This window comes from Microbacterium sp. CFBP 8801, assembly GCF_014839455.1.
Taxonomy (GTDB): domain Bacteria; phylum Actinomycetota; class Actinomycetes; order Actinomycetales; family Microbacteriaceae; genus Microbacterium.
Window position 1 is genome coordinate 1 of the sequence record NZ_JACYNU010000016.1, and the last position, 23,899, is coordinate 23,899.

Below are 23,899 nucleotides of genomic sequence, written 5' to 3' on the forward strand. Positions count from 1 at the left end.
GCCTTCGCCCTGCCGTTCGACCTCGCACCCGACGACTACGTGCAGATCCTCGAGGACATCGCGGGGCGGTTGGGGCCGCTGCTGGGGTGGAGCCCGACGCCGTGAGCCCCGCCGCGCCGCGGGCATAACCTCAGCGATACGCACAACCTCAGCCGGCATCCGCCGAACCGAACGGAGGTTGTGCACATCGCCGACCCTGCGCACACCCGCCGGCGCCGCCCGCGCCACCTCGCGCGACGCCGGCACCGACCCTGCGCGCACCGGAGCGCCCCGCGTCATCGCTGCCGCGCCACCGCGCGCGCGAGGCGGGCCGCGGCTGTGCGCAGGTCGTCTTCGTCGGTGTCGCCGTAGGCCAGACGCAGGTGCCGGTCGGCGTCGGTTCCGGGACCGGAGGCGAAGAACGACCCGCGCTGGTACTCCACGCCCTCGGCGCTCGCGTCGGCCGCGAGCCGGTCGGCATCGATCGCCTCATCATTCAGCCGCGGCCAGAGGAACAGCCCGCCGTCGGGCACCGTGACGTCGAACACCCCCGGGGCCTCGGCCTCCAGAGCATCGGCGAGCGCCCGGGCGCGCGAGCGGTACAGCGACCGCGCCCGCTCGAGCACGCGGTCGAACAGCCCGGCGTCGCTCGTGAGCAGCTCGGCGATCACCGCCTGCACGAAGGTCGACGAGTGCGAGTCCTGGCGGCTGCGCAGGGCCACGGCATCCGGGACCAACCGCTCCGGCAGCACGACCCATCCCAGGCGCAGCCCCGGGCCGAGCGTCTTGGTGAAGGTGTTGACGTGGATGACGTGGTCGGAGTCGTGGAAGGGCGCGACCGACTCGGGCTCGCCGTGGAACCGCAGCTCGCGGTAGGGGTCGTCGGCGAAGACCACGAAGCCGAACCTCTCGGCCAGGGCCACGAGTTCGCGACGGCGCTCGGTCGGCAACGACGACTGCGACGGGTTGTGGAACTCCGGCACCGTGTACGCCGCGGCGGGGCGCGCTCCGTCGCGCAGCTGCGAGGCGAGCTCGTCGACGTCGAGCCCCTCGGCCCCGACGCGGATGGGCAGCACCCGCGCGTCGGCCAGCTCGAGGCCGCGCAGGAACAGCGGGAACACCGGGTTGTCGACGGCCACGAGGTCGCCGCGCTCGAGCACGGTCTGCACCGCGAGAGCGAGGCCGTGGAAGCCACCGTTGGTGATGAGCACCCGCTCGACGGCGACGCCCTCGCGCGCGGCGATCCACTCCCGCAGCGCCGGAATGCCCTCGGTGCGGGAGTACTGCAACGACGGCGCCCCGGGCGCGGCGAGCACGCGGGCCGTCGCCTCGGCGAGCTCGGCGGTCGGCAGCACCGACGGATCCGGGATGCCGCCGAGCAGCTCGATCGCATCGGGTCGACGGTCGCGCAGGGTCTGGTCGCCGAAGCCCTTCGGGACGGTGAACGCCTCGATGAGCGCGGGGCGGGACGGGACGAGGAGGGTCATGACGACTCCGAGGGTCGGGCCAGGGCGGCCAGGGGACGGGGTATGGCCTCGACGAGCGCCCGCGTGTACTGCTCGCGCGGGTGCGAGAGCACGTCGGCGACGCGGCCGGCCTCGACGACCCGGCCGTCCTTGAGCACCGAGACGGTGTCGGCGATCTGGCGGACCAGCGCGAGGTCGTGCGAGACGAAGAGGTAGGTGAGACCGCGCTCGCGCTGCAGTCGACGCAGCACCTCGAACACCCCGGCCTGCACGGTCACGTCGAGGGCCGAGGTCGGCTCGTCGAGCACGATGACGTCGGGCTCGAGCACCAGGGCACGGGCGATGGCCACGCGCTGGCGTTGTCCGCCCGACAGCGCGTCGGGGCGACGGCGAGCGAGCTCGGGCGGCAGGCCCACGGCATCCAGTGCCTCGGCCACCCTGGTCGAACGCTCCGCGCGCGTGCCGACGCGATAGCGATCGAGCGGTTCGCGCACGATGCGCGCGACGCTCCAGGTGGGGTCGAGCGAGGTGAAGGGGTTCTGGTACACCAGCTGCAGGTGGCGACGGATGCCGCGCAGCTCCTGCTCCGTGCGGCCCGTCACCGCCTGCCCGTCGACGAGGATCTCCCCGGCGTCGGGGCTCTCCAGCCCCAGGAGCAGGCGGACCGTCGTGGTCTTGCCGGAGCCGGACTCTCCGACGAGGGCATGGGTCGTTCCGGCCGGAACGCGGAACGAGACCCCCGACACCGCGGGGCGCGGCGTCCCGTCGACGACGAAGCTCTTCGACACGTCGCGGACGTGGATGCGGGCCGACGCGGTGTCGGTGGTCCACTCGTCGACCCCGCGGTCGACGACATCACCGCGGTAGCGGTCGGGGTTCAGCGCGGGCGCATCGGCCTGCAGCTGCACCGTGTACGGCGAGGTCGGCGCGGCGAAGACGGTGCGGGTCGAGCCGGCCTCCTGCACGCGGCCGTCTTTGAGTACGACGATCTCGTCGGTGCGCTCCGCGGCGATCGCCAGGTCGTGCGTGATGAGCAGCAGACCGATGCCGTCCTCGGTGCGCAGGTCATCGAGCAGGTCGAGGATGCGCTTCTGGATCGTCACGTCGAGCGCGCTGGTGGGCTCGTCGGCGACGAGCAGCTCGGGCCGCGGCAGCACGGCGAGCCCGATGAGCACGCGCTGCAGCATGCCGCCCGACAACTGGTGCGGGTACGAGTCGTACACCCGGGCGGGATCGGGCAGGCCGACGCGGGCGAACACGTCGAGGCTCGCCGCGCGCTGCGCGCGGGCGTCGGCGAGACCGGCCAGGGCGGCCGCCTCGCGCGCTTGCGACCCCACCGTGCGCACGGGGTTGAGCGCGTGGGCGGGGTCTTGCGGCACGAAGCCGATCCGGCGCCCGCGGTACGGCCGGAACCGCGCCTCGGAGAGATCGAGCAGGTCGTCGCCGGCGAACGCCACCCGTCCGCGCGCCCGGCCCGTGCCGCGCGGGAGGAGCCGGAGCACCGAGCGCGCGATGGTCGACTTGCCCGAGCCCGATTCCCCGATGAGGGCGAGGCTGCCGCCGCGCGGGATCGAGAACGACACGTCGTGCACCACGGGGGTGCGGCCGTACGAGACCGAGAGATCCTGCACGCGCAGCAGCGGCGGGGTCGCCACGACCGTCTCGGGGTGAAGCGCGAGGGTGGTGGTCATGACGTCCTCCGGAGCCAGCGGCTGATGCGGTTGATCGACAGCACGGTCGCCACGGTCACCAGGGCGGGCCAGACGACCAGCCACGGCGCCCGGGGGTAGTCCTTGCCGGCCGAGATGAGCAGACCCCAGTCGGATGCCGGGGGCGGATCGCCGTAGCCGAGGAAGGCGAGCCCCGCGATGACGAGGATCGACAGGCCGAACTGCAGCACCGCGAGCGGAACGAGCGAGCGCGAGGCGTTGGGCAGCACGTGCCGGAACAGCACGTGCAGGTTCGAGCCGCCCTGCAGACGCGCGGCCTCGACGAAGACCGAGGAGCGCACCCGCAGCACCTCCGCCCGCATGACGCGCGCGAACACCGCGACGGCCGACACCCCCGTGGCGATCGCGGCGTTGATGGTCTGGAAGCCGAGCGAGCTGACGATCACGACGGCGAGCAGAAACGCGGGGATCGCCAGCAGCACGTCGACGAAGCGCGCCAGCACGACGTCGGTCCACGACCCGAGGAAGCCGGCGAGCAGACCGATCAGTCCGCCGACGACCACCCCGATCGTCACGGCCACGAGGGCACTGGTCACCGACGACTGCGCGCCGAAGACGATGCGCGCGAACAGGTCGCGACCGAGATGGTCGGTGCCGAGCACGTGCGCGGCGCTGGGGCCCTGCAGCTTGTCGGCGGGGACACCCTGCGCGGGGTTCTGGGTCGTGAACAGCGTGGGCGCCAGCGACCAGGCGAGCACGACGGCCACGACGACGAACGACACGATCACGCCGATCGGAACGGAGAGACGGATGCCGCGCACCCGGGCGATCGTCGCCCGCGGCGCGAGGAGCGATGCGGCGGTCATACGATCCCCACCTCCTCGCGGAGCAGCGGCGCCGGGTCCTCGCGCGAAGCGCTGACGGCCGGGCGCCCGGACGGACCCACCGAGACGCGGGGATCGAGCAGGGGGTACGCGAGGTCGGCGACGAGGTTCACCACGACGAACACCACGGCCGCGAGCGACACCACCGCCTGCAGCACCGGCAGGTCCTGGCTGGCGACGGCCGACTCGACGAGGGTGCCGATGCCGACGCGGCCGAAGATCGCCTCGGTGATGAGGGCGCCGCCGAGCAGCTCGCCGACGATCAACGCCAGCACCGTCACCGTCGGCAACGCCGACGGCTTGGCGAGGTGGCGCAGGAACAGCGCCCCCGACCGCAGCCCCCGCGATCGCGCGACGGCGACGTACTCCTGGCGCGACTCGTGGTCGAGCGAGGCGATGAGCACCTCCGCCAATTGCGCCGACACGGGGATGCCGAGCGCCACCGCCGCGAAGAAGGTGCCCCACGGCGTCTCGGTGTCGATCATGCTGAACAGTCCGAGGCCGAACGCGAAGACGTGGATGAGCAGAAGGCCGATGACGAAGTTCGGCACCGACAGGAACAGCGACGGCAGCGAGCGGAGCACGCCCTGACCGAAGCGCGGGGGCAGGAACTGCGTCCCGTACGCGATGGCGACGGCCAGCACGATCGCGACGAGGAGCGCGGCCGCCGCGAGGCTCAGCGTGGAGCCCAGGGCGTCGAACACCAGGGTGCCGACGGGCAGGTTCGACCGCAGCGAGACGCCGAGATCACCCACCACGAATCGGCCGAGAGACGAGCCGAGCTGCACGTACCAGGGCTGATCGAGCCCGTAGTAGGCGACGATGCGCGCGATGTCGTCCTCGGTGAACCCGTTGTCGGGGTTTCTCAGCGTGCTCGTCACGGGGTCGCCGGGCAGGATGCTGATCACGACGAACGTGAACAGGTACGCCAGCACGACGACGACGATCGCCTGACCGGTGCGCCGCAGGGCGAAACGGCCGTAGATGCGCAGCATGTTCTCTTCCTCTCTGTCTGACGCCGCGGGGAGGGATGCCGTGCACCCGCCCCCGCGGCCGAGGTCAGTCGTTCAGCCAGGCGTCCAGGTAGTACGCGTAGGCGAGGCCGTTGTAGGTGACGCCGCTGACCTCGGGGGCCTGCACGTAGACGCGCTGCACGATCTGGGTGAGCGGGACGAAGTAGCCCTGATCGAGCACGTAGCCCTGCAGCTCGTCGGCCACCGCGGCACGGGCGTCGCGGTCGGTGGCCGTGGCGATGCGCGTGGCGAGGTCGTTGAGCGTGACATCCGAGGTGCCGACCTTGAACCAGTCCTCGTCTCCCTTCTTCTGCGAGGTGAGCACGCCGGCGACGGTTCCGACGTCGACGAAGCTGCGGGTGATCTCGGTCGCCGGCACGGCGGCGTTTCCGATGACCTTCTGGCCGTAGGTCGGCACGTCGTACGTCTCGAGGTTCACCTCGAAACCGAGGGTCGTCAGCTGCAGGTCGACCAGTTCGTCGACCGACTGCGAGGCCTGGAGGTAGGGGTTCGGGTACAGCGTGAAGGCGAGCTTCTGTCCGCCCTTCGTGCGCACGCCGTCGGCGCCCTTCACCCATCCGGCCGCGTCCAGCAGGGATGCCGCCTCGTCGGGGTCGTAGGCGAAGTCGGCGCTGCGATCGGTCGCCTCGGGAACCGTGCTCTGGATGAAGGACTCGGCTCCGAGCCAGTCCTCGGTGTAGACGGTCGAGAGGATCTCGTCGCGGTCAATGCCGTGCTGCACCGCCTGGCGCACGCGCACGTCGTCGAACGGCGCCACCGTGGTGTTCAGCGCGTAGCCGTTGACGAAGCCGAGGTAGCGCGGCGTCTCGACCGTCAGGCCCTCGCCCTTCAGCGCGTCGAGGTCCTGCGGGCTGGCGTTGTACGCGACCTGCGCCTGGCCCGACTCGACCGAGGCGGTGCGCAGCGAGGGCTCAGCCACCTGCTTGTACGTGATGGTTTCGAGGTAGGCCGGGCCGTCGTGTCCGATCGCCTCGGGGCCCCAGTCGTAGTCGTCGCGCTTCTTCAGCACGACGCTGTCGCCGTCGGCGACCTTCTCGACGGTGAAGGGGCCGCTGCCGATGTCGTTCGTGAGGTCGGCCTGCTGGTCGGCGGGGAGGGCGAGCGTCGTCGGCGACAGCAGGATCGAGCCGTGGTACGCCAGCGTCGGGATGAAGCTCAGCGTGGGCGCCGAGAACGACACCGTCACCGTGGTGGCATCCACGGCTTCCGCGCCCTGGTAGTTGGCCGAGGGGAACAGGCCGATGCGGTTGATGCCCTCGTCGGGGCGGCCCTTCGCCCAGATGTCGATGTTCGCCACGACCGCGGCGGCATCCAGCGGCGTGCCATCCGAGAAGGTCACGCCCTCTTTGAGGTGGAGGGTGAACTGGGTCTTGTCGGCGTTCTCGTCCCAGCTCTCGGCGATCCACGGGCTGAGCGTGCCCTCGGCGTCGACGTAGACGAGCTTGTCGGTCAGGTGACCCCAGATGTTGCCCTGATAGCTCGAGATCGAGCTGTTGTTGGGGATCCAGGTGGCACCGAGCGAGTCGATGAGGAACACCAGGTCGCCGCCGGGCTTCGGGGTGGCGTCGGCGGACGGGGCGGCGGTCGAGGCCGCGCCGCAGCCGCTGAGCAGGATGGCTCCGACGGTGAGGGCGGAGGCGACGCCGAGCAGGCGTCGACGTGGGCGGGTGCGAATGGTCATGAGAATCCTCGAGCTGTGGGGAACGGGTTACAGGGCTTTTCCGGGGTTCAACAGGCCGGCCGGGTCGAGCGCGTCCTTGATCGCGAGCTGCGCCGCCCGCACGCGGGCGGCGAGCTCTTCGGCGGCGAGCGCGCGCTTGACCGTGCCGATGCCGTGCTCGCCGCTCACGGTGCCGCCCACGGCGAGGGCGGCGCGCACCAGGTCGTCGGCGGCGTCGTGCACCGCCGCGGGGACGACCGCCGGGTCGGCGTCGGCGGGGATGGGCAGGGTGACGACCGGGTGCAGGTTGCCGTCGCCGGCGTGGGCGACGGCGCTGACGGTCACACCGTGGCGGGCTTCGATCTCGGGGAAGCCGGCGAAGATCTCGGCGATGCGCGACTTCGGCACGGCGACGTCGCCGCCGGCGAACCAGGAGCCGTCGTCGAAGCGTCGACCCGAGCGGCGCAGCTCCCAGAGCACCTCGGCATCGGCGGCGGCCTCGACCCGCACGCGGGCGCCGACGGCCTCGAGCGCCGCGGTCAGCTCGGCCGTCTGCTCGTCGATGCCGAACCCGTCGAGCTCGATGAGCAGCAGGGCCGCGCCGCGGGCGCGGAGCCCGGAGTCGTTCGCCGCGTCGATGCCCTCGAGGGTGGGCTGGTCGAGGAACTCGATGACGCTGGGGCGCACGCGCGAGGCCGTGATCGCCCCGATCGCCGCAGCCCCCGCAGCCGTGGAGTCGAAGAACGCCGTCACCGTGCGCCGCGCGACGGGGAGCGGACGGATGCGCACGGTGGCGCCGACGACGATGCCGAGCACACCCTCCGAGCCCACGAACAGCGAGACCAGATCGAGACCGGTGACGCCCTTGATCGAGCGGTGCCCGATCGAGACGAGGCTGCCGTCGGCGAGCACCACGTCGAGGGCCAGCACCGACTCGCGGGTGACGCCGTACTTCGCGCACCGCAGGCCCCCGGCGTTGGTGGCGATGTTGCCGCCGATGGTCGAGATGCGCCAGCTCGCGGGGTCGGGGGCGTAGAAGAGGCCGAGCGGGGCGAGGCGCTCGTTGAGGGCGGAGTTGAGCACACCCGGCTCCACGACGGCGACCTCGTCGGCGGGCGACACCTCGACGATCCGGGTGAGTCGGTCGGTCGAGATCACGAGCTGGTCGGCGCCCGCCGCGGCACCGCCCGACAGGCCGGTCCCCGCGCCGCGCGGCACGACGCTGACGCCGTGGCGGCCGGCGAGGCGCACGAGCTGCTGCACCTCGGCGACGGTGGCGGGGAACGCGACCGCCGGCCCGTCCTGCGCGGCGCTTCGGCGTCGCGGCGCGGTGCCGGCGTCGTGAGCGAATGCCGCCGTCTCGACCGACGGCGGTCGCACGTCGAGATCTGGCGCCTCGACGCGCAGGTCGTCGAGCAGAGTCGACAGACCCGTGAACGGGGCGATCGCGGTGGGCACGCTCATGGGCGGTCCTCTCTCGGTACGGACGGGAATCCAGCCGAACGTACGGGGAGACGGCGCCGCCCTCATCTCGGGTGACACGCTCCGTCGCGATGCGTCACCGTCTGACACGGTGTGTCGCGGGGCGACATAGTCGCCGCCCCGGCGCGCGCTCGCGCGCCGCGGACGGTAGGTTCCGCGCCTCACCGCCGTCCGCCCCGCCGCGAGGCGGAGCGGAGGGGGATCGAACCCGCGGCGCTCGTAACATGACGCCTCGCGGCGCTGTGTGACGCGCCCGATTGTGTCGACAGGGCCGCGGCGGCACAGTGGGCGTCTCGGCGGGACGGACCCGCCGCGGAGGGAATCCCCGATGTCGGACCGCATCCACCTCGCCGTCGCCCTGGACGGCGCCGGCTGGCACCCGGCCGCCTGGCGCGAGCCCACGGCGCGGCCCGCCGAGCTGACGTCGCCGGCGTACTGGCGCGCGCTCGCCCGCACGGCCGACGACGCGGGCCTGCTGCTCGCGACGATCGAAGACGCGCTCAGCCTCGGCGGCCGTTCCTTCGAGCCGGATGCCGAGACCCGGCGCGACCGCGTGCGGGGGCGCCTCGACGCGGTGCTGGTGGCGTCGTTCCTGGCACCGGTCACGCGCCGCATCGGCCTCGTGCCGACGGCGACCACCGCGCACCCCGAGCCGTTCCACCTCGCCACGGGGCTGCAGACCCTCGACCACGTCAGCCGGGGCCGCGGGGGCGTGCGTCTGGTCGCGGGTTCCACCGTGCAGGAGCGCGCGAACTTCGGGCGCCGCACCGACGGACCCACGGGGCTGCCGGCATCCGGTCGCGTCGAAGACGACCCGGCGCTGCTCGCGGCCTTCCGCGAGGCCGGCGAGGTGGCCGACGTCATCCGCCGCCTCGCCGACTCGTGGGAAGACGACGCGATCGTGCGCGACCTCGCGTCGGGGAAGTTCCTCGACCGGGACCGCGTTCACAACGTCGCGTTCGAGGGCGAGTTCTTTTCCATCACGGGCGCCTCGATCGTGCCGCGCTCCCCCCAGGGGCAACCTCTCGTCACCGCGCTTGCCCACCAGAGCGTGCCCTACCGCTTCGCCGCGGAGCACGCCGACCTCGTGTTCGTCACGCCCGCCGATGCGGCCGCGGTCGACGGCATCCGGAGCGAGCTGGCCGAGGCCGCCGACGCGGCGCGCGCGCTCGACGAGCCCCTGCGCGTCTTCGCCGACCTGCTCGTCCTCGTCGAAGAGACCCCCGCCGCGGCCGCCGCGGTCTGGAACCGCCTGCAGGAGCGCGCGCCGCTCACCACCGACGCCCGCGTGGTCGTGGGCACCGCCGACGACGTCGTGGACGAGATCCGCGCCCTCGCCGACGCCGGGGTCGACGGTGTGCGCCTGCGTCCCGCCCGCCTTCCGGCCGACCTCGAGGCCATCGCCGACCGGGTCATCCCGCGGGCGGCGAGCGCCGGCATCCTGCTCCCCGACGACGGCGCGCCCACTCTGCGCGAGCGCGTCGGACTCCCCCGTCTCGCCAGCCGCTACGCCCGTCAGGAGGTCGGCGCATGACCCGCCGCCGGATCCATCTCGCCGCCCACTTCCCCGGGGTGAACAACACGACCGTCTGGACCGACCCGGCCGCGGGCAGTCAGATCGACTTCTCGTCGTTCGAGCACTTCGCCCGCACCGCCGAGCGCGGCTTCTTCGACTACCTGTTCCTCGCCGAGGGGCTGCGACTGCGCGAGCACCGCGGACAGCTGCACGACCTCGACGTGGCGGGACGCCCGAACACCCTCGCGATCCTCACCGCCCTGGCCGCCGTCACCGAGCACATCGGCCTGGTCGGCACGCTCAACACGACGTTCAACGAGCCGTACGAGCTCGCCCGACAGCTCGGCACCCTCGACCTGCTCTCGGGCGGTCGCGCGGGGTGGAACGCCGTGACCAGTTCCGACGCGTTCCACGGGGCGAACTTCCGCCGCGGCGGCTACCTCGACCACGCCGACCGGTACGTGCGGGCCTCCGAGTTCGCCGAACTCTCGAAAGCATTGTGGTCGTCGTGGCGCGACGACGCGATCGTGGCGGATGCCGACACCGGAGCGTTCCTGCGCGATGACGCCATCGCGCGGGTACGGCACGAGACGCGGTTGTTCGACGTCGACGCGGTGTTCGACGTCCCCCGCTCCCCGCAGGGCCGGCCGGTGATCGTGCAGGCCGGCGACTCCCCCGACGGCCGCGACTTCGCCACCGCCCACGCCGACGTGATCTTCTCGCTGCACACCGCGTTCGACGACGCGCAGCAGTTCTACCGCGACGTGAAGGGGCGCCTCGCCGCCCACGGCCGCGACGAGGACTCGCTGAACATCCTGCCCGCGGCGACCTTCGTGCTCGGCGACACCGAGGCCGAGGCCCGCGAGCACTCGCGCGAGATCGCGCTCGCCCAGGTGCGGCCGCAGACCGCGATCACCTACCTCGAGCAGATCTGGAACCGCGACCTCAGCGGCTACGACGCCGACGGCCCCCTGCCCGACGTCGAACCCGACACGGGCGTCGAGACCGCGCAGGGCTTCGCCGGGCGCCACGCGGCGATCCGCGCCCGGGTGGGGCAGCTGCGCGCGCAGGCGACGGCCGAGAACCTCAGCATCCGCGAGCTCGTCATCCGCCTGACCGCGAACCACACCTTCGTCGGGACGCCCGAGCACGTGGCATCCGAGATCGATCGGTACGTGCAGGAGCGGGCGACCGACGGCTTCACGGTCGTCGGGCACGTCACCCCGCACGGCCTCGACGCCTTCACCGAGAAGGTCGTGCCCCTGCTGCAGGAGCGCGGGTCGTACCGCCGCTCGTACGACGAGGGCGCGACCCTGCACGACCTGCTGGGACTGCCGCCGGTGGTCGCGGGCGCTCCGGACACCCCCGGGCCGCACGACACCGCGACGGCCGCCGCGCGATGAGCGACCGGGCGGCGCGGCTCGTCATCGTCGGCGCGGGGCCCCGCGCCGTGATGCTCGTCGAGCGCCTGCTCGCCCGGCGCACGAAAGCCGCGACGCCGGCCCTGCACGTGACCCTCGTCGACCCGCATCCTCCCGGTGCCGGCCGCATCTGGCGGCGGGAGCAGTCGCCGCTGCTCAAGCTCAACTCGATGGCGCGCGACGTCACGGTGTTCACCGACGAGTCGTGCACGATCGCGGGGCCGGTGCGTTCGGGACCGTCGCTCATCGAGTGGGCCGAGCGCGTCCGCGCGGGCTCGCTGCCCGACGTCGAGATCGACGACCCCGATCTCGCGGCCGAGCTGCAGGCGCTCCGCGGCGACAGCTTCCCCACGCGCCGGCTGCAGAGCGTGTACCTCGACTGGTTCTGGCGGCGCACGGTCGCCATCGCGCCCCCGGGCGTCGAGGTGCGATGGCACCGCGGCGCCGTGCAGTGGGTCGACGACACGATCGACGGGTACGAGGTGGCGTTGGCCGACGGCATCCGTCTGCCCGCCGACATCGTCGTGTACGCCCTCGGTCACAACGGACGAGAGCCCGACGGCGAGACCCGCGACCTGCTCGCCGCGGCAACCCGCGCCGGACTGACCTACGTGCCGCCGTCGTTCACCGCCGACGCCGACCTCTCGGTGCTCGGCCCCGGCGACGACGTCATCGTGCGCGGAATGGGCCTGGCGGCGGTGGATGCCGTCGTGCTGCTGGCCGAGGGACGCGGCGGCCGCTTCGCGCGCACCGCCGACGGCCGGCTGCGGTACGAGCCGTCGGGGCGGGAGCCGCGGCTGCACCTCGGCTCCCGCCGCGGGGTGCCGTACCGCTCGAAGGTGTCATCCCAGGTACAGGGCGAACCGCCGACGCGCGAGGTGCTGACCCCGGCCGCGATCGCCGATCTTCTCGCCCGTCCGGGCACGATCGACTTCCTCGACGACGTATGGCCCCTCGTCGCGCGGGAGCTCGTGTGGGGGCACTACCGCGAGCTGTTCACCGGCCACCCCGAGCGGGTGACGACGACGTGGGCGGCCTTCCGCTCGACCCTGCGCGAGGTCGACGGCGATACGGCCGCCCTCCGCCGCGCGGTCGCCGCCGTCGTGCCCGACCCGCTCGACCGTTTCGACGTGACCGCACTCGACGTGCCGCTCGGCGACGAGGCGTTCGTCGACGCCGCCGACGTGCACCGGCGCGTGCGCCGCCACATCGCCGACGACCTGCAGCTGCGCACGACGCAGGAACGCAGCACCGCGCAGGCGCTGTTCCTCACGATCCTGCTGTCGTTCCTGGCCCTGGCCGACATCCCCACCGAGCGGTGGAGCGCGCGTTCGCGGGCCGTGGACCTGCCCGTGACCTGGCACACGTTCTTCAGCTACGTCGCCTCGGGCCCGCCCGCGCACCGCCTGGAAGAGATCGGCGCCCTCGCCGACGCCGGGGTCGTGCGCTTCCTCGGCCCCGAGGTCGCCGTGCGGATCGCGGACGGCCGCTTCGTGGCATCCTCTCCCCGCGTTCCCGGCGAGGTGCGGGCGGGGTCGCTCATCGACGCCTGGCTTCCCGGCAGCGGGGCCGCCGCGAGCGAGAATCCGGCGCTGCGCGAGCTGGCCACCCGCCACGGCCGCGAGGTGCAGGTCAGCGACGCGACGTTCACCGGGTCGCTCGGCCGCATCGACGTCGACGCCGACGGGCGGGTGATCGCCCGCGACGGCTCCGCCCACGCGACGCTGTTCGCCCTCGGCCCCTTCACCTCGGCCATGGAGGCCGGGGCGTTCACGCGGCCCCACTCGAACGCCCTGCCCCTGCGCCAGACCGACCGGGTCGCGGGAGCGGTGGCGGATGCCGTGGCGTCGGTGCGCGTGCCGCGGCGCGCGACGGCCCCCTCTCGTTGAGTGTCCACGACACGCCGCGCCCGGGGTGGGCAGCGCGGCGTGTCGTTGACGCTCAACGCTGGGGGTGCGGGTGCGGGTGCACATTCTCGTTGAGTGTCCAAGACACGCCGCGCGTGCGATGGGCCGCGCGGCGTGTTGTGGACACTCGACGCTGGGGGCGGGTACGAGGCGGGGCGAAGGCGGCGTCAGACGTGGAAGACCGCGTGCACGTCGCCGCCGAGCACCCCGCGACCGCCGAGGCCGTCGATCTCGAGCAGCGTCGCGATGCCGATGACCTCGCTGCCCACCGTCTGCAGCAGCTCGCGACCGGCGGCGAGCGTTCCGCCGGTGGCGAGCACGTCGTCGAGAAGCAGCACACGGGCACCCGCGGCGTTGTCGTCGTGCATCTCGATGGTCGCCGATCCGTACTCGAGGTCGTACTCGACCGCGGCGGCCGGTCGGGGGAGCTTCCCGGCCTTGCGGATCGGCATGAGCCCCACGTTCGCGACGATCGCCGCGGCGCCGGCGAGCAGGAAGCCGCGCGCCTCGACCCCCGCGACGGCGTCGAAGCGGCCGGCGAAGGGTTCGATCAACGCCTCGACGACGGTGCGCAGGGCCGCGGCATCCGTCAGCAGCGGCGTGATGTCGCGGAACACGATCCCCGGCTTCGGGTAGTCGGGGATGCTCGTGATGAGCGATTCAGCGCGGGCGAGAGCAGAGGCGTCGGGCACCGCGCCAGCCTAATCGCGGCGCTCCACCCCCGCCCTTCCCCGCCCGTTCCCTCGTTGAGTGTCCAGAACACGCCGTGCTCGCCCCGCCGCGAGCGGCGTGTTCTGGACACTCAACATCCGGCGCCCAGCGCTGAGCGTTCGCCGCCCCCTGTCGAGAGTCCAGGACACGCCGCGTGGGGACCCGGGAGTGCGGCGTGTTCCGGACACTCAACGCTGGGCACCGAGCGCCGGGCGCGGGCGCGGAGCGCGGGGCGCGCGCGCCGAACGCCGCCCGCACGACGCCACCCCCGCCGCCCGCATGACGCCCGCCGGCCGCCCCGCGCCGCACCCCCTATTGAGCGTCCAAGACACGCCGCGCACGGGCCCGGGAGTGCGGCGTGTTCCGGACACTCAACGAGCAAGGGGCGCCGGGACACCGTCGAGACACACGACTGCAAGCGCTTGCACTAACGTGGTCGCATGACTTTCACGCAGGAAGACGCGCGCTCCGACCTCGCCTCGGCGCCCGGCGCGGAGTGGTGGCGCACCGCCGTCATCTACCAGATCTACCCGCGCTCGTTCGCGGATGCGTCGGGCGACGGCCTGGGCGACCTGCCCGGCGTCACGGCGCACCTCGACGACCTGCACGACCTGGGGGTGGATGCCATCTGGCTCAGCCCCTTCCAGCGGTCACCGCAGAAGGATGCGGGCTACGACGTCGCCGACTACCGCGACGTCGACCCGATCTTCGGAACCCTCGCCGACTTCGACGCGATGCTCGCGGGTGCGCACGAGCGCGGCATCCGGGTCATCGTCGACCTCGTGCCCAACCACTCCAGCGATCAGCACGTGTGGTTCCAAGAGGCGCTGAAGGCCGCGCCGGGCAGCCCCGAGCGGGCGCGCTACATCTTCCGAGAGGGCAAGGGCGAGAACGGCGACCTGCCGCCGAACAACTGGGAGAGCGTCTTCGGCGGCGGCATGTGGAAGCGCGTGACCGAGGCCGACGGCACCCCGGGCCAGTGGTACCTGCACATCTTCGACGAGTCGCAGCCCGACTTCGACTGGACCAACGATGAGGTGCGCGCGGAGTTCCGCGACATCCTGCGCTTCTGGCTCGACCGCGGCGTCGACGGTTTCCGCGTCGACGTGGCGCACGGTCTCATCAAGGCCGAGGGTCTTCCCGACTTCACGCCCGACCCCGAGGGCGGCTCGATGGGCGGCGACGCCGCCGAGGTTCCGTACTGGGGCCAGCCGGGCGTGCACGACGTGTGGCGCGACTGGCACGAGGTGCTCGCCGAATACGACGGCGACCGCGCCCTCTGTGCCGAGGCGTGGCTGCCGACGGTGAAGCAGACGGCGCTGTGGGTGCGTCCCGACGAGATGCATCAGGCGTTCAACTTCCACTACCTCGAAACGACCTGGGATGCCGCGGCCCTGCGCGACGTGGTCACGGAGTCGATCGCGGAGTACACCGCCGTCGGCGCCCCGAGCACCTGGGTGCTCTCGAACCACGACGTCGTGCGCCACGCCTCGCGCTTGGCGCTGACGGCCGAGAACCCGCAGGGCGCCGGCATCGGCCCGAAGTCCCCCGGCAAGCCCGACCCGGTGAAGGGCCTGCGCCGCGCCCGCGCCGCCACCTCGCTCATGCTGGCCCTGCCGGGCTCGTCGTACCTGTACCAGGGCGAAGAGCTGGGCCTGCCCGAGGTCATCGACCTGCCCGACGACGCCCGACAGGACCCGACCTGGTTCCGCACGAATGGCGAGCGCTACGGACGCGACGGATGCCGCGTGCCGATCCCGTGGACCGCCGACGCCCCCGCGTACGGCTTCAACACCACCGGCGAGGCCTGGCTGCCGCAGCCCGCCGAGTGGGCCGAGCTCGCGCATGACGTGCAGGTCGACGACCCCTCCTCCACCCTCACGCTCTACCGCGCGCTGCTCGCCGAGCGCCGCGCGCGCGGCCTGGGTGCGGGCGACATCGAGTGGCTCGACGGCTACGGCGACGACGTCGTGGCGCTGCGCAACGGCACGCTCACCGTGATCGCCAACCTCGGTGACTCCCCGGTCGAGCTGCCCGCGGGCGAGGTGCTCATCGCGAGCGGTCCCCTCGACGGCGAGCGCCTGCCCACCGACACGACCGTGTGGATCGCGGCGGCCTGAGCCGCCCGCATCCGCACCGATCCGACGAGACAACGCGAGACCGTGGCCGGAATCGACGACGTCGCCCGCGCGGCGGGGGTGTCGACGGCCACGGTTTCGCGTGCGTTGAGCGGACGCGGCCCCGTCTCGACATCGACCCGCGACCGCGTGCTCGCCGCGGCCGAGCGACTGGGCTACGTCGTGTCGGCCGCGGCGTCGAGCCTCGCCACGGGACGGGCGCGGGCGGTCGGGGTGGTCGTGCCATTCCTCGACCGCTGGTTCTTCAGCACGGTGCTCGCCGGCATCTCCGACGCCCTCGTGCGCGAGGGCTACGACATCACGCTGTACAGCGTGAGCGCCGACCCGACCGAACGTCGCCGCGTGTTCGACGATCACCTGCGCCGCCGGCGCATCGACGCCGTGATCACGATCGCGATCGAGGTGGATGCCGAGGAGTCGGCGTCTCTCCGCGGCCTCGGCGTTCCGATCGTCGCCATCGCCGGCCCCCACCCGCAGCTGACCACCCTGACCGTCGACGACCTCGCGGTCGGGCGCCTGGCCACGACGCACCTGCTCGAGCTCGGGCATCGCCGGCTCGTGCACATCGGCGCGGACGTGACCACCGACGCCGCGTCGTCGGTGCCGGGACTGCGTCGGCGGGGTTTCGAATCCGCTCTCGCCGACGTGGGCCTGTCGGCACCGCGGGTCGAACCGGCCGACTTCACCATCGAGGGCGGGTCGGCGGCGGCGACGCGGGTATTGGCGACGGCGGAGCGACCGACCGCCGTGTTCGCGGCCTCGGACGAGATGGCGATCGGGGCGATCCTCGCGGCGCGCGAGCTCGGCCTGCGCGTGCCCGAGGACGTGTCGGTCATCGGCGTCGACGGTCACGAGCTGGGGCGCTGGTTCAGCCTGACCACGATCGATCAGTTCGCGCGCGGGCAGGGCGCGCGCGCCGCCGAAGCGGTGCTCGCCGCGCTCGAGGGAGCCGACCCCGCTCCGGGCCGCGGCACGTTGCCGTTCGAGCTCGTCGACCGCGGTTCGACGGCGCCACCTTCGTCGGCTCGGTCGGGGCACTGAGCCCCCGAGACCGGTCGGATCGCCGGAGCCACGTGCCGCCCCGGAGCTACGGGGCGAGGGCGGTCGCTTTCTGTGTGGCGTGGCCGCGCACGAGGCACCGGGGGACGTTCCCCGAGGTCTGCGGCACCCGCCGCGCCCGCGTGACGCACACCTCCTGCAGAAACGGGGCGTGCGGGGCGCCGCGGCCTGGAGAACGGCCGCTGCGCCGGAGCCCTGCCGCGCAGGTGGCCCGCGCGGCTTTCCGCCGCGCGGAACCCGCGCGGAACCCGCGCCCCGCGATCAGCGCGCGGAACCCGCCAGGCTGCCCGAGACCTCGCCTGCGGGGTCGGACACCAGGCACGACACGGCGCGGTCCCCTTCGGCCCAGGTCTCGCCCACGGGGGCGAAGTAGTCGACGTTGAGGGTCGAGTCGGCGAACGAGAGTCCGATGAAGCTCGCGAACTCCGCGTCGCAGACGGCTTCGGCCTGGGCGGTGATGGCGTCATCTCCCGGGAAGGGTCCGTCGGCGAGCGAGGACGCGGCGAACACCTCGTAGCTGTGCGGCGTCGCGCAGTCGACGAAGCTGTCGTCGCTGACGTACCCGCTCGGCAGGGCGTCGAGGCACTCCCCGACGGCGAGGACGTAGACGTCGTCGGGCGTCGGCTCGCCGGGGGCGATGGTGACTCCGCCGTCTTCCGACGTCGACGGCGGCACGAACGGGTCGGCGGAGGACTGGCTCTCGGCGAAGACGGCGAAGACGATCAGGGCGATCACGCCGAGGGTCGTCAGCACGGTGAGGACGGAGCCGGCGATGATGCCGGTGATGGCGAGGCCGCGTCCTTTCTCGCCGGTGCGCTTGATCTGCGCGAGGCCGACGGCTCCGGCGATGATGCCGCCGAGGGGAACGACGAAGCCGAGAACGATGGCGACGATCGAAACGACGTTGGTGCGGTTCGCGTAGTCGACGGGCGGCGGGATCGCTCCGGCCGGGTACCCGCCGGCCGTGTATCCGGCCGACGGCGCCGCGGCACCGGGATAGCCCGGGTACCCGGAGGCGGTGGCGAGCGCCGGGTCGGCGGAAGCGGGGTCGGCGGCGGCGGGGTCGCCCGCCACGTCGGACGGGGCGGGCACGGCACCGACGACGAGGCCCTGCTGCGCGAGGCGCACACCGACGGCGTGCGCCGCTTCGCTCACGACGTCACCCGACTTCGCCGCGCCGATCGCCCCGCCCTTGAAGAAGCCGCCGGCGGCGGAGTGCTCGAACGCGGCCGTCGCCCCGCCCTGCTCCGGCGCGAAGTGCACATCGAACCGCACGTGCATGTCCTGCCCGGCGAACGCCCCGGCGACGAGAGTGGTGCCGAGGCTCCCCCGCGACACGTCGAGCGAGCCCGACGCGGTGGGCTGCACGCGGAAGCCCTGCTCACCGAGGGCGGCGGCGACCGCGTCGCGCGCCGCGTCGACGGGAACGGAGAGATGGATCAGGGCAGACGACATAGAGAGCTCCCGGGTGAGTGGCGTCGCGATCAGGCTTACGGCACGCGTTCACACTAGCGACGACCCGCACCACGCGGATACGCCGCCGCCGAGCAGACCACGGGCCGAAAGCCCCGTGGCCCGCGCCACGTCAGCGGATGCGCCCCACGAGGTCGTCGCGCGTGAGGGTGTCGGCGTCGGCAAGCACCGACCGAGCGGCGTCACGCGCCTCTTCGACGTTCCACAGCAGAACGCCGACGACGCGGTCATCGTCGAGGTAGTACACGACTCCCCGTTCGGTGTCGATCCAGTCCTCGACGGTCTCGAGCTCGGCATCCAGGGTTCCGACCGCTTCGTACCGGATGCCGAAGACGGCCGAGTAATAGTAAGGCGTGTGCGTGTAGGACTCGGCGGCGCCCGCGAGGTTGCGACCCGCGGCCGTGCCCTGCGCGTTGGCATTGTCGACGTGCTCGACTCGGCGGCGCCCGAGAATGCGATCGGGGTAGCTGGCCACGTCGCCCGCGGCCCAGATGTCGTCGACCGACGACCGCAGCTGCGCGTCGACCACGACACCGTCGTCGACCGTGAGTCCGGCTCCTTCGGCGAGGTCGGTCGCGACGTCGATGCCCAGGCCGCTCACCACGGCGTCGGCGCGCACCTCGTCGCCGTTCTCGAGCGAGAGCCGTACGCCCGCGGCATCCGCCTCTCCGCCCTCGACCTTGGAGCCGGCGACGATCTCGACCCCCGCGTCGCGGAAGAGCTTCTCGAAGCGCTCCGCCAGCGCGGCAGGGAAAACCGCGTCGCCCAGCACGGCCCCGGTGTGGACGAGCACGGTGTCGACGCCGTTCTGTACGAGGGCCGCGGCCAACTCGGAGCCGATGTACCCGCCGCCGACGACGGCGATGCGGTCGACGTCCTGCGCCAGAGACCGCAGGCGCCGGTAGTCCTCGGCGGTGCGGAACGACAGCACCCGCTCGCCGTTCGAACGGTCCTCGACGGGGAGGGGTACGGGCTTTCCGCCGGTCGCGACGAGCAGCTTGCCGTACGCGAACGTCTCGCCGTCGGCATCCACTTCGTGCGCGTCGGGACGGATCGCCGTCGCGCGCGTGCGCAGACGGATGTCGGCGCCGGTGTCGTCGGCGGTGCCCAGCGGCACCTTGTCCCACGTGAACTCGTCGTCGGTCCACAGCTTCTTGCTCAGGGCCGGGCGCGTGTACGGCTCGTCGACGTCGTCGCTCAGGATGCCGATCGACCCGTCGCGGTCGATCTCGCGGATGCCGCGGGCGGCGGTGTCGGCGACCATTCCGCCGCCGACGATGAGGTAGTCGAAGTGTGTGGTGGTCATGCGATCAGCCTCGCCGTCGCACCCGGCCGGACCGGACGGCTTGCGGGGCCCCACGGCATCCGGTATCGCCGCCCCCGCGAACCCCTGTTGAGTGTCCAAGAAACGCCGTACCCGTCCCCGCACACGCGGCGTGTCTTGGACACTCAGCAGGGGGTAGCGCCGCATCCCCCGGAGACGAAGCTGCGTCGAGTGTCCAAGAAACGCCGTACCCGTCCCCGCACACGCGGCGTGTCTTGGACACTCAGCAGGGGGTAGCGCCGCATCCCCCGGAGACGAAGCTGCGTCGAGTGTCCAAGATACGCCGTACCCGTCCCCGCACACGCGGCGTGTCTTGGACACTCAGCAGGGGGTAGCGCCGCATCCCCCGGAGACGAAGCTGCGTCGAGTGTCCAAGACACGCCGTACCCGTCCCCGCACACGCGGCGTGTCTTGGACACTCAGCAGGGGGTAGCGCCGCATCCCCCGGAGACGAAGCTGCGTCGAGTGTCCAAGAAACGCCGCACCGGTCCCCGCACACACGGCGTGTCCTGGACACTCGACGGTTGGGGGGCGCCGGACCTGTGTCCGGCGCGGGGCACGGCGGGGCGGGGCACGGCGGGGCGGGGCACGGCATAGCGCCGGGCACAGCGGGGTCGGAGCACGGCACGTGCGGGAGCCCCACACGGACGCGCGGGCGCGAACTAGGCTCGATCCATGAGCGTCGACCTCGAAAGCCTGTACACCGACCTGCACGCGCACCCCGAGCTGTCGTTCCAAGAGACGCGCACCGCCGGCGTCATCGTGCGCCACCTCGCCGACCTCGGCCTCGAGGTCGAAGAGGGCGTGGGGCGCACGGGCGTGGTCACGACGATCCGCAACGGCGACGGCCCCGTCGTGTGGCTCCGCGCCGACATGGACGGTCTGCCCGTCGAGGAGCAGACCGGCCTCGCCTACGCCAGCACCGCGCGCGGCACCGACCCGGCCGGCAACGCCGTTCCCGTCATGCACGCGTGCGGGCACGACATGCACGTCACCGCGCTCATCGGCGCCCTCGAACGCCTCGTCGCCACGACCGACGAGTGGTCGGGCACCGTCGTCGCCGTGTTCCAGCCCGCCGAGGAGTACGGCGCGGGATCGCAGGCGATGATCGCCGACGGCGTGCTCGAGCGGTACCCGAAGCCCGACATCGTGCTCGGTCAGCACGTCACCCCCCTGCCCGCCGGCGTCATCGGCGTGCGCCCGGGCACCCAGATGGCGGCCTCGGACGGCCTCACCGTGGTGCTGCACGGTCGCGGCGGTCACGGCTCGCGCCCGCACTCCACGATCGACCCCGTCGTCATGGCCGCGGCCACCGTCATGCGTCTGCAGACCGTCGTCTCGCGCGAGGTCGACCCGCGCGACGTCGCCGTCGTCACCGTCGGCTCGATCCACGCGGGGCTGAAGAACAACATCATCCCCGCCGAGGCGAAGCTCGAACTCAGCCTGCGCTACCCCGACGACGCCGCCCGCGCACGCGTGATGAGCAAGGTCGAGCGCATCATCCGCGCCGAGGCCGAGGCATCCGGAGCCGAGCAGACCCCCACCATCTCGACCGATCACACCCTTCCCCCCACGATCAACGATCCGGATGCCACGGCCCGGCTCACCGGAGCATTCCGCCGCGCGTTCGGCGAGGCCGGCGTCGTCGACCCGGGCATGTTCACCGGCAGCGAGGACGTGTCGTGGTTCGCGCGCGAGTCGGGCGCTCCGCTGGTGTTCTGGTTCTGGGGCGGCGTCGACCCGCAGGCCTTCGCCGATGCCCTGGCCGGCGGCACCATCGAGCGCGACATCCCGACGAACCACTCGCCGTACTTCGCCCCCGTCATGCAGCCGACCATCGACCGGGGCGTCGAGAACCTGGTCGTGGCGGCGCGGGAGTTCCTGGGCTGAGTCCCGGCGCACAGCGGGGCGACAGCCCCCTCTGTCCGCCGGTGGCGCGCGTCAACGGCGCCCGTCCGGAGCGAGGGCGCCTGTCCTTCGCATAGGCGGCGAAAGGCAATTTTTCGTTCACGCGGTGGGCCACCACGCCCTCGGAATCGAAGAATGTCTGCACAGCCGCGACGACGGCGGGTGTCGCCGAGCGGCTGATGCGCTTCCCCCGGTGAGCCGCTTGCCCTGGTGTTCTCAATTTGTGAGCGATAACATCGTTCCGACCCAGCCCGCCAATGGAGGCGACATGCGAAAACTGCTGCACGGATCCGCGATCGCAGGATCGCTCCTCGTCCTGGCGGGCCTGCTCGCCTCGCCTCCCGCCGTGGCAGACGCATCGACGCCTCCCGCGGGGTTCGACGTCATCGCTCGTGATGTCCTGCCGCACACGGCACGCGTGACGATCGCGCTGGTCGCTCCCCCGGGTACGCACCCGAACTTCTCCCGCGACGACGCCGTGGCCTCGGCGAACGCTGCCGCCGAGTTCCTCGAACGCGAGACGGACGGCAAGCTCACGGTCGAGATCGAGCAGGTCACCGAGTGGATGCCGGCCCCGAACGACGCCCCGTGCTCGTGGGAGAGCGTCTGGCAGGACTTCGCCGCACAGCAGCTGGGGTGGGAGCGCGGCAACGGCCGTCACCTGACCGTGATGGTGCCCTCGGGCGATCCGTGCCCGGGATGGGCCAACGGGGAGCAGGGCTGGTCGGTGGATGCCGGTGGGCGCACGTTCCAGCCCGGCCCCGACGCATCGACCCTGGCGCACGAGTGGGGCCACAACATGTCTCAAGCCCACGCCTTCTCGACGGCGTGTGGGAGCAGCTGGGACTTCCGCGCCGAGAACGGTCGGACCCCCGAGGAGTGCGACCGCCAGGAGTACGGCAACCGACTCGACAACATGGGCGGCAGCTGGACCCTCACGCCGTTCTCGAGCCCCTCGCTGGATCGCCTCGGCATGCTGCCGACGCAGCTGGTCCCGCGTTGCGATGCCACCGCGGTCGCTACCGTCGCCTCGGCCGCGGCCGGGGCGCGTGAGCGCGGCGCCATCTCCTGGGAGAGCTCCGCAGAGCCCGGCGTGCGTTACTGGGTCGATTACCGCGACGGCGACGCCAGCGCCAAGTACGCCTCCCTCCACGTCAGCGGATGGGCATTCACACCCGGCTCGTCCGGGCTGCAGATCCTGCGCACCGATCCCGAGACCCCGTTCGGGGCCACCGTGCTCGAGCGCCCCGGCGACGCGAGCGACTGGGCGCAGCTCGTCCGGGCGGACGAGGCCGTGACCCTCACCGACGGCACGCGGGTCTCGTGGTCGCCCGTGGCGACGGGAACCGACCGCGCCCGCGTGACCGTCGAGCGCAGGTGCGCGCCGGTCACGACGCCGGCCCTCGAGGCCGACGCGGTCGCCTCGACGCGGAAGATCGCCGGGTCGGCGTACGTGACCGTCACCGTCACGAACAGATCCGCCGTCGCCGTCGACATGGAGATCGGCACGACGTTCGGGAAGAAGACCTTCACCTCGGTCGCCCCGGGCAAGAAGGTGGCGGCCACCATGAACACGCGTCAGCCGACCGCACCGGCGGGCGACGCGACCGTGACGCTGTCGACTCGCGCAGGCGACACGTCGTCAACGCGAACCCTCACCGCCGCGTACGCCTCTTGATAGCCGGATAACGACAGATTCCTTCCCGGGGCACCGGACGGACGATTCATCACCGGGCGGCGGCATGGACCTCCATCGTGTTCACGTGACACGAGACCCGTGATCCACAGTCGACTTCGAAAGCCACAGCAGCAACCACGCTCGAGTCCGCCAAGGTCCCAGTAGCGACAGAACGGCCCGTCGAAGGATGCCGGTGCGCGGGATGACGGTATCCAGCACCCGCGAGGGGACCCACAGCTGCCGCGATCGAGATCGAGATGCCGAGGAAGACGAACGGGAGGGACTCGATCACCACGCTCGCCGCGAGGGTGACACCGTCGGAGAGGACGCTCGGGAGCGAGCCGTCGCCGTCGATCGTCAGCCACCGGACGACGATCGCGGCGGCGATCAGCGCCGCCGCGATCAGGGGCATCCGACGCGCCCCGGGGCCGAGCGTCGGCGGCGAGGGCTCCGGTCGGGCGCGCGCGGGTGCGGCGGGAGAGCTGCGCGGGGTGGGCATGGGGCTCGGTCGTCCTATCCGAGGAGGCGTGCGGCGTTCGCGCCGGGTTCGGTCGTGACCGTCTGTCCCCGGCATCGCCGGGGACGCCAC

Annotated in this window: 17 protein-coding genes; 7 read left to right on the forward strand and 10 right to left on the reverse strand. The window is 72.5% G+C overall.

The annotated features are described in order from the left end of the window. Positions 1-275: 275 nt before the first annotated feature. The 6 genes from IFR11_RS14190 to IFR11_RS14215 all read right to left on the reverse strand — a co-directional run bounded on the left by IFR11_RS14190 (position 276) and on the right by IFR11_RS14215 (position 8,157). Positions 276-1,466, reverse strand: a complete 1,191-nt coding sequence (locus IFR11_RS14190) for an aminotransferase-like domain-containing protein (protein ID WP_191916572.1) — start codon at positions 1,464-1,466, stop codon at positions 276-278. Next, positions 1,463-3,136: a dipeptide ABC transporter ATP-binding protein gene (locus tag IFR11_RS14195; RefSeq protein ID WP_191916573.1), complete on the reverse strand. Its 1,674-nt coding sequence runs from the start codon at positions 3,134-3,136 to the stop codon at positions 1,463-1,465. The genes IFR11_RS14190 and IFR11_RS14195 overlap by 4 nt, the downstream gene beginning before the upstream one ends. Beyond that, a complete protein-coding gene (locus tag IFR11_RS14200; RefSeq protein ID WP_055832059.1) occupies positions 3,133-3,981 on the reverse strand; it encodes an ABC transporter permease in 849 nt (282 codons plus the stop codon). Before IFR11_RS14200 ends, IFR11_RS14195 begins: the two co-directional genes overlap by 4 nt. Beyond that, entirely contained in the window at positions 3,978-4,994 is a 1,017-nt protein-coding gene (locus IFR11_RS14205; RefSeq protein ID WP_055935420.1) for an ABC transporter permease, read from the reverse strand. The genes IFR11_RS14200 and IFR11_RS14205 overlap by 4 nt, the downstream gene beginning before the upstream one ends. A gap of 64 nt (positions 4,995-5,058) precedes the next feature. Further along, a complete protein-coding gene (locus IFR11_RS14210; protein ID WP_191916574.1) occupies positions 5,059-6,714 on the reverse strand; it encodes an ABC transporter substrate-binding protein in 1,656 nt (551 codons plus the stop codon). 27 nt (positions 6,715-6,741) lie between these two features. Then, complete coding sequence (locus tag IFR11_RS14215; protein WP_191916575.1) at positions 6,742-8,157, reverse strand: FAD-binding oxidoreductase; 1,416 nt, start codon at positions 8,155-8,157, stop codon at positions 6,742-6,744. 346 nt (positions 8,158-8,503) lie between these two features. Here IFR11_RS14215 and IFR11_RS14220 point away from each other — a divergent pair, with 346 nt between their 5' ends. The 3 genes from IFR11_RS14220 to IFR11_RS14230 are packed head-to-tail and all read left to right on the forward strand — an operon-like array spanning position 8,504 to position 13,001. After that, positions 8,504-9,709, forward strand: a complete 1,206-nt coding sequence (locus IFR11_RS14220; protein ID WP_055832066.1) for an LLM class flavin-dependent oxidoreductase — start codon at positions 8,504-8,506, stop codon at positions 9,707-9,709. Next, the gene (locus IFR11_RS14225) at positions 9,706-11,094 is read left to right on the forward strand and encodes an NtaA/DmoA family FMN-dependent monooxygenase (RefSeq protein WP_191916576.1); all 1,389 of its coding nucleotides are present in this window, start codon (positions 9,706-9,708) and stop codon (positions 11,092-11,094) included. The genes IFR11_RS14220 and IFR11_RS14225 overlap by 4 nt, the downstream gene beginning before the upstream one ends. Then, positions 11,091-13,001 (forward strand): FAD/NAD(P)-binding protein, encoded by a 1,911-nt coding sequence (locus tag IFR11_RS14230; protein WP_191916577.1) that lies wholly within the window; start codon positions 11,091-11,093, stop codon positions 12,999-13,001. The genes IFR11_RS14225 and IFR11_RS14230 overlap by 4 nt, the downstream gene beginning before the upstream one ends. 185 nt (positions 13,002-13,186) lie before the next feature. Here the strand turns inward: IFR11_RS14230 and IFR11_RS14235 are convergent, their stop codons facing one another. Beyond that, positions 13,187-13,711, reverse strand: coding sequence for an adenine phosphoribosyltransferase (locus tag IFR11_RS14235; RefSeq protein ID WP_191916578.1), 525 nt, complete (start codon positions 13,709-13,711; stop codon positions 13,187-13,189). A gap of 459 nt (positions 13,712-14,170) precedes the next feature. On the opposite strand from IFR11_RS14235, the gene IFR11_RS14240 reads away from it, so the two are divergent. Continuing rightward, positions 14,171-15,850: a glycoside hydrolase family 13 protein gene (locus IFR11_RS14240; RefSeq protein WP_191916579.1), complete on the forward strand. Its 1,680-nt coding sequence runs from the start codon at positions 14,171-14,173 to the stop codon at positions 15,848-15,850. 42 nt (positions 15,851-15,892) lie between these two features. Beyond that, entirely contained in the window at positions 15,893-16,909 is a 1,017-nt protein-coding gene (locus IFR11_RS14245; protein ID WP_191916580.1) for a substrate-binding domain-containing protein, read from the forward strand. Positions 16,910-17,188: 279 nt separating this feature from the next. On the opposite strand, the gene IFR11_RS14250 is transcribed toward IFR11_RS14245, so the two are convergent. Then, positions 17,189-18,382, reverse strand: coding sequence for a DUF4190 domain-containing protein (locus tag IFR11_RS14250; protein ID WP_191916581.1), 1,194 nt, complete (start codon positions 18,380-18,382; stop codon positions 17,189-17,191). 130 nt (positions 18,383-18,512) lie between these two features. Next, entirely contained in the window at positions 18,513-19,706 is a 1,194-nt protein-coding gene (locus IFR11_RS14255) for an NAD(P)/FAD-dependent oxidoreductase (protein ID WP_191916582.1), read from the reverse strand. 693 nt (positions 19,707-20,399) lie between these two features. Here IFR11_RS14255 and IFR11_RS14260 point away from each other — a divergent pair. Next, a complete protein-coding gene (locus IFR11_RS14260; RefSeq protein ID WP_191916583.1) occupies positions 20,400-21,614 on the forward strand; it encodes an amidohydrolase in 1,215 nt (404 codons plus the stop codon). Positions 21,615-21,900: 286 nt separating this feature from the next. Next, positions 21,901-23,310: a hypothetical protein gene (locus tag IFR11_RS14265; RefSeq protein WP_191916584.1), complete on the forward strand. Its 1,410-nt coding sequence runs from the start codon at positions 21,901-21,903 to the stop codon at positions 23,308-23,310. 49 nt (positions 23,311-23,359) lie between these two features. Here the strand turns inward: IFR11_RS14265 and IFR11_RS14270 are convergent, their stop codons facing one another. Continuing rightward, positions 23,360-23,809 carry a hypothetical protein gene (locus IFR11_RS14270; RefSeq protein WP_192012940.1) on the reverse strand — a complete coding sequence of 150 codons (450 nt, stop codon included), beginning with the start codon at positions 23,807-23,809 and terminating at the stop codon, positions 23,360-23,362. Positions 23,810-23,899 lie beyond the last annotated feature (90 nt).

What these genes read in the sequence shown, in the direction of transcription:
- IFR11_RS14220 (WP_055832066.1), top strand. Translation starts at nt 8,504, where the DNA reads ATGTCGGACCGCATCCACCTCGCCGTCGCCCTGGACGGCGCCGGCTGG.
- IFR11_RS14265 (WP_191916584.1), top strand. Translation starts at nt 21,901, where the DNA reads ATGCGAAAACTGCTGCACGGATCCGCGATCGCAGGATCGCTCCTCGTC.
- IFR11_RS14240 (WP_191916579.1), top strand. Translation starts at nt 14,171, where the DNA reads ATGACTTTCACGCAGGAAGACGCGCGCTCCGACCTCGCCTCGGCGCCC.
- IFR11_RS14215 (WP_191916575.1), bottom strand. Translation starts at nt 8,157, where the DNA reads ATGAGCGTGCCCACCGCGATCGCCCCGTTCACGGGTCTGTCGACTCTG.
- IFR11_RS14260 (WP_191916583.1), top strand. Translation starts at nt 20,400, where the DNA reads ATGAGCGTCGACCTCGAAAGCCTGTACACCGACCTGCACGCGCACCCC.
- IFR11_RS14205 (WP_055935420.1), bottom strand. Translation starts at nt 4,994, where the DNA reads ATGCTGCGCATCTACGGCCGTTTCGCCCTGCGGCGCACCGGTCAGGCG.
- IFR11_RS14210 (WP_191916574.1), bottom strand. Translation starts at nt 6,714, where the DNA reads ATGACCATTCGCACCCGCCCACGTCGACGCCTGCTCGGCGTCGCCTCC.
- IFR11_RS14270 (WP_192012940.1), bottom strand. Translation starts at nt 23,809, where the DNA reads ATGCCCACCCCGCGCAGCTCTCCCGCCGCACCCGCGCGCGCCCGACCG.
- IFR11_RS14230 (WP_191916577.1), top strand. Translation starts at nt 11,091, where the DNA reads ATGAGCGACCGGGCGGCGCGGCTCGTCATCGTCGGCGCGGGGCCCCGC.
- IFR11_RS14200 (WP_055832059.1), bottom strand. Translation starts at nt 3,981, where the DNA reads ATGACCGCCGCATCGCTCCTCGCGCCGCGGGCGACGATCGCCCGGGTG.
- IFR11_RS14195 (WP_191916573.1), bottom strand. Translation starts at nt 3,136, where the DNA reads ATGACCACCACCCTCGCGCTTCACCCCGAGACGGTCGTGGCGACCCCG.
- IFR11_RS14190 (WP_191916572.1), bottom strand. Translation starts at nt 1,466, where the DNA reads ATGACCCTCCTCGTCCCGTCCCGCCCCGCGCTCATCGAGGCGTTCACC.
- IFR11_RS14225 (WP_191916576.1), top strand. Translation starts at nt 9,706, where the DNA reads ATGACCCGCCGCCGGATCCATCTCGCCGCCCACTTCCCCGGGGTGAAC.
- IFR11_RS14255 (WP_191916582.1), bottom strand. Translation starts at nt 19,706, where the DNA reads ATGACCACCACACACTTCGACTACCTCATCGTCGGCGGCGGAATGGTC.
- IFR11_RS14250 (WP_191916581.1), bottom strand. Translation starts at nt 18,382, where the DNA reads ATGTCGTCTGCCCTGATCCATCTCTCCGTTCCCGTCGACGCGGCGCGC.